Raw genomic sequence first — 4,989 nt, 5'->3', positions numbered from 1 at the left:
CGGGGTCGCTCCGCAGCGCGACGGTGGTGCGGGGCTCCGCGAGCGCCGCCCAGACGGCACCGTCCAGCGGATCGGGATCCCGCGGCTCCCGCTCACCCCGGCAGAGCGTGCCCTTCTCGACGGTGCCGACCGCGCCCTGGACCCGCAGGGCCGCCAGGCTCGCACTGATCGCGGCGTCCAGGAACCACCAGTTCAAGGTGGCCAGGGCGTACGGAGACAGCCCGCGGACGGCCGCCTCGCGAGCGGGCTCCTCCTCGGCCGCCACCCGGAGGCAGAGCCGGTAGACCACGGCGATCGCGCCGAAGTACGGGACGACGAGCAGCGACAGGAGCATGATCCATGCTCTCCCGGCCGAGGCCGGGTGCCCAGACCTAAACCTAGTCGTCGAGGCCCTTTTCGATGGCGTAGCGGACGAGTTCGACGCGGTTGTGGAGCTGGAGTTTGCCGAGGGTGTTCTGGACGTGGTTCTGGACCGTCCGGTGGGACAGGACCAGGCGTTCGGCGATCTGCTTGTAGGTGAGGCCCTTCGCGACCAGGCGCAGCACCTCGGTCTCGCGGTCGGTGAGGCGCGGGGCGTCCGGCTCGGGGGCGGGCGCGGCGGCCAGCCGGCGGTACTCGCCGAGGACCAGCCCGGCGAGGCCGGGGGTGAACACGGCGTCACCGGCGCGGGTGCGTTCGACGGCGTCCAGGAACTCCTCGCGGGCCGCCGACTTCAGCAGGTAGCCCGTCGCCCCCGCCTTGACGGCCTCCAGGACGTCCTCCTGCTCGCCGCTGGCCGACAGCACCAGCACCCGCACCCCGGACGCGGCCAGCGCCCTGGTCACGTCCACTCCGGAGATGTCCGGCAACTGCAGGTCGACCACCGCCACCTCGGGCTGGACGGCCCCGGCGATCCGCACCGCCTGACGCCCCTCCCCCGCCGTCGCGACGACCTCGTATCCGGCGTCGGCGAGATCACGTGCGACGGCCTCCCGCCACATGGGGTGATCGTCGACGACCATGACCTTGGTCATTAAACCTCCCACTGTTAAATCGTTGTGACCCTGGCACGCGCAGGTGGATGCCCCCGGTTTCCGGGGTACATAACGGCCATCGGCCACGCCCCCGGAGGTCCCCTGGTGCTCAGCTCGAGGCGTGCACTAGCCCTGTCCCTGCCGCTCCCGTTCGCCCTCGCTCTGACGGCCTGCGGGTCACCGTCCTATCACTACGTCAAGAACTCCGACGAGCACACCTACTTCAAGGTGCCCGCCGGATGGCACGAGATAGACGAGAAATCCCTCAACGCGACCCTCAACGAGACCGACCCCGACTCGGCGACCGCAGAGGTCATCAACAAGATCACCTGGTCGACGGCGTTCGACGCCGACGACGACCCGTCCGCCGGGCACCTGCTCGGGCTGGGCAGCGACCATCCGTTCGTCTACGCCACCGTACGCCGTCTCTCGGACGCCGAGCAGGGCGCCGTGTCGCTGAACCAGCTCCGCGACATCTTCCTGCCCGTCACCGAAGGCTCCCGGCAGGCCGCCGCGCAGAACGGCAGCGGGCTGCGCGGGTTCGAGCTGCTGCGCGACGACATCCTGACCCCCGGCCACGGGATCCGCGGGATCCGCGCCACCTACAACTACAGCGCGGCGCTCGGCGGGCTGCAGACCTTCGACCTGACCGCCTACACCAGCGACGACGGCCGTCTGTTCTGGATGGTCATCCGCTGCTCGGCCAAGTGCTTCAAAGACCGCAAGAGCGAACTCGACGCGATCGCCGCCTCGTTCACGGTGAGGAACAGCTGATGATCTTTCGGCGCAAGAAGAGCGGACCGGAGCCCGAAGTCGAGATCGACATCGAGGTCGCGGCCGTCCAGGTCGAGACAGGCGGGGCCGAGACCGGCGGGGTCGAGACGGTCGAGGAAGCCGAGGGTGAGGCCGTTCCGCCCGGGCCGACGCGCAAGCGCCTGTCGTTCTTCGACCGGTCCAAGTACCTGCTGCTGCTCACCCTGATCTGGTTCGCCCTGGTGTGGGCGTCGATGGCGGACAACCCGCTGCTGCCGTTCGCCGACGCCGCCCGGATCCAGGCCCGGGACGCCCGCTGGGTGTTCGTGCTCGCCGGGCTCGAACTCCTGCGCCAGACGCACTTCTTCGTCTCCGAACGCTGGTCGCGCTACCACGTGTTCTGGACGGAGCGGGTGTTCGGCGGCTTCGAACGGCAGGCCGGACGCAGGCTGTCGCCCTGGACCAGGTTCCGGATCGGCCGGATCCTCACCTGGCTGTTCTGGCTCGCGGTCGTCGCGGTCGTCATCGGCAAGGCCAGGGACACCTCCCCGGTGCTGGCGCTGTTCCAGCTGCCCGCGCTGATCTGGCAGGCGCTGCCCATGCTGATCCAGGTGCTCTTCATCCTGTTCATCGTGGTCGGCCAGTTCGTCGCGATCTTCTGGTTCCTGTCCAAGGGCGGCGTCGACGTCTACTACCCCGACGACATCAAGACCAGGTTCACCGACGTCTGGGGCCAGGACCACGTGCTGGAGCGGGTCCAGGAGAACATCCTGTTCCTGGAGAACCCCGAGGAGATCGAGGCCAAGGGCGGGTACGTCCCCGGCGGGATCCTGCTGTGGGGGCCGCCGGGCACCGGCAAGACGCTGATGGCGGAGGCCGTCGCCGGACAGACCGGCAAACCGTACGTCTTCGTCGATCCGGGCGCGTTCATCAACATGTTCATGGGCGTCGGCGTGCTCAAGGTGAAGGGGCTGTTCCGGAAGATCCGGAAGCTGTCGCTGCGGTACGGCGGCGTCATCGTGTTCTTCGACGAGGCCGACTCGCTGGGCCGCAGATCGCTGCCGTCCGGGGGGCCCGCCGGGCAGCCCGGCATGTCCGGGTTCACGCACGGCGGCTGCCACGGAACGAGCTACCTGTCCGAGGACACCCGCTGGAAGCTCGCCACGCGAGGCGCCGCGCCCGCCGAAGGCCAGGACAAGATCATGATGGGGGGCGGGATGGGCGGCGGCGGTGACATGGGCACGCTCCAGGCCCTGCTCACCGAGATGTCCGGGCTGAAGAAGCCGCGCGGGTTCGTCAACCGGCACGTCCGCAGGGCGCTGGGGATGCGGCCGAAACCGCCGCCCAAGTACCGGATCCTGATCATGATGGCGACCAACCTGCCGAACGCCCTGGACGAGGCGCTGCTCCGCCCCGGCCGGATCGACCGGATCTACAAGGTCGGCTACCCGTCCAAGGCGGGCCGGGTCCGCACCTACCGGGGCTACTTCGACAAGGTCGACCACGAGCTGACCGACGACGACCTCGACAAACTCGCGACCGTCACCCCGTACGCGACCGGCGCGACCATCAAGGACCTGGTCAACGAGTCGCTGATCACCGCGATCCGGGCCGGACGCGACGTCATCACCTGGTCGGACGTCATGCACGCCAAACGGCTCAAGCAGCTCGGCCCGCCCGAGGACGTCGAGTACATCGAGCGGGAACGGCACGCCGTGGCCGTCCACGAGGCGTGCCACGCGGTGATGGCCTACCGGATGCGCAAACACCTCGAGATCGACATCGCGACGATCGAGAAAGGCTCGGACTACCTCGGCATGGTCGCCTCGATCAAACCGGAGGACCAGTTCACCCGCTGGCGCACCGAGTACGAGGCCGACATCCTCGTCTCGCTGGCCTCGCTGGCCGGGGAGCGGATGTTCTTCGGCGACGACAACTCCTCCGGCGTCTCCGGCGACCTGCACTCCGCGACCCTCGTGGCCGCGCTGATGGAGTCGCACTGGGGCATGGGCAGCGGGATCACCTCACTGCCCGCGCTCCAGGACCTGGAGATCGGCGGCCCCGGCAAGGTCGAACCACGCGGCCCGAGCGGCAACGGCAGCCCGCCCAAGGTCTCGGATCCCTCGGGCGGGCGGCTGCCCGACCGGATCGAGTCGCTGCTGGTGAAACTGCTGGCGAAGGCCGAGACGATCCTGACCGACGCCCGCGCCGAAGTGCTCGCCCTCGCGCACGCCCTGGAAACCCACAAGACCCTCACCGGCGACGACGTCCTGGCCGTCATCGACAGACGGCAGGGCCCCCTGATCGACGGCACGGTCTACGCCGACGCCGAGTTCGCCCGCGATCTGGAGCGCTACCACCAGGCGGCGGTCGCCGCCCACGAAGGGCACACCAAGGTCAAGCTGGCGCTGCCCGCCCCCCGCGGCGAGGTCGCCTTCGAAGCCCCCGCCGCCTCGGCCTGAACCCAACGACCCGACCACGTCGGCCTGAACGCATCGCCTCGAACACGGACGCCGCCTCCCCTCCGGCTTGAGGGGTGGCGGCGTCCGCGCGTCACAGGGCCCGCACGTCACGAGGCCCTTGTCAGGAGGTGCGGGTCGGGGCGGGGACGGGGCTGGGCGGCTGCGGGCTGAAGGACGGCAGCGGCTCCTCAGGGGGGAAGACGCGGCGGGGTTCGCGGGGGAAGTACGGGCGGGGGTCCTCGCGGTAGCGGGGGTAGGGCGGCCACTCGTCGTAGCCGGGGAGGGGCCTGAACCAGCCGGGCTCGGCTCGCTCGTCATCGTCGAAGTGGGCGTACCGCTTGGGCATGTGGTCGCCGTCGTCGTCGAACGTGCCGGTCAGGGCGACGACGCGGCCGCCGACCAGGCCGCCGAGCAGACCGGCGGCGAGCAGGCTCAGCAGCCCCGCCCCGCCCGCCCCCCGCACGACCCCGGAGAACCGACGCCGCTTGGGCGGCACGGCCGCGGGCGGCGTCTCGAAGGCGGCCGGTTCCGGTGCGGGCGCGGCGGCGGGCTCAGGGGTACCCGCCACGGGCTTGTCAGGGGGTTCAGTCATGCGTCACTCCAAGTTGCGGCGCGGTAGGCCGTCCAATGCGACCATCGTCCCGCCCCGCCCCTAAGCGTGGCATTAGGCCGTGTCTTATGGACCTTCAGTCCTACTGCGCGACGCCCAGGCACGCACCTCGCGGGCTTGTCGTCGGTCACCAGCCAAACCAGGCTGGCTC

5 protein-coding genes are annotated in these 4,989 nt (G+C 70.1%); 2 read left to right on the top strand and 3 right to left on the bottom strand.

All coding sequences use genetic code 11. The features are described 5' to 3' along the window. Window positions 1–334: hypothetical protein (locus tag ACYVE7_RS28860; protein WP_460369009.1), on the bottom strand; the 334-nt coding region annotated here is incomplete at its 3' end. Between the two features lie 43 nt (window positions 335–377). Next, a complete protein-coding gene (locus ACYVE7_RS28855; protein WP_460369007.1) occupies window positions 378–1,013 on the bottom strand; it encodes a response regulator in 636 nt (211 codons plus the stop codon). A gap of 105 nt (window positions 1,014–1,118) precedes the next feature. Here ACYVE7_RS28855 and ACYVE7_RS28850 point away from each other — a divergent pair, with 105 nt between their 5' ends. Then, window positions 1,119–1,787, top strand: a complete 669-nt coding sequence (locus ACYVE7_RS28850; RefSeq protein ID WP_460369005.1) for a hypothetical protein — start codon at window positions 1,119–1,121, stop codon at window positions 1,785–1,787. Continuing rightward, on the top strand, window positions 1,787–4,228 hold the full coding sequence (locus tag ACYVE7_RS28845; protein WP_460369004.1) for an AAA family ATPase: 2,442 nt from the start codon (window positions 1,787–1,789) through the stop codon (window positions 4,226–4,228). Before ACYVE7_RS28850 ends, ACYVE7_RS28845 begins: the two co-directional genes overlap by 1 nt. A gap of 121 nt (window positions 4,229–4,349) precedes the next feature. On the opposite strand, the gene ACYVE7_RS28840 is transcribed toward ACYVE7_RS28845, so the two are convergent. Next, window positions 4,350–4,820: a hypothetical protein gene (locus ACYVE7_RS28840; protein WP_460369003.1), complete on the bottom strand. Its 471-nt coding sequence runs from the start codon at window positions 4,818–4,820 to the stop codon at window positions 4,350–4,352. Between the last annotated feature and the right edge of the window lie 169 nt (window positions 4,821–4,989).

The sequence above is a fragment of the Actinocorallia lasiicapitis genome, from assembly GCF_054778695.1.
The sequence above is the reverse complement of the archived record's forward strand: the minus strand, read 5'-3'. Positions and strand labels throughout refer to the sequence as shown.